Genomic DNA, 237 nt, shown 5'->3' on the forward strand with positions numbered 1-237 from the left:
CGAAAAAGACAAAAAGAATGAAACGTCGGGCGAAAAAATGACCACCGTTTCTGAAACACCTTCTTTGAACCTCCGTTCTTTCATTTATCATCCGGGCGCTCGCGCCGTTTTTTTCCAGTCGCTGCTTATTCTGGCTATCGGTGTGTTTTTATACACTGTTGTCAGCAATGCACTGGATAATTTAGCGCAGAGGGGAATAGCGACCGGGTTTGATTTTCTCGATCAAACCGCTGGCTT

General features: G+C 45.6%; 1 pseudogene. It reads left to right on the top strand.

The annotated features are described in order from the left end of the window. Positions 1-37 precede the first annotated feature (37 nt). Positions 38-237 (top strand): annotated as a pseudogene (locus ACYP03_RS27930) (amino acid ABC transporter permease); the annotation flags it as partial.

This window comes from Photobacterium sp. R1, assembly GCF_054600795.1.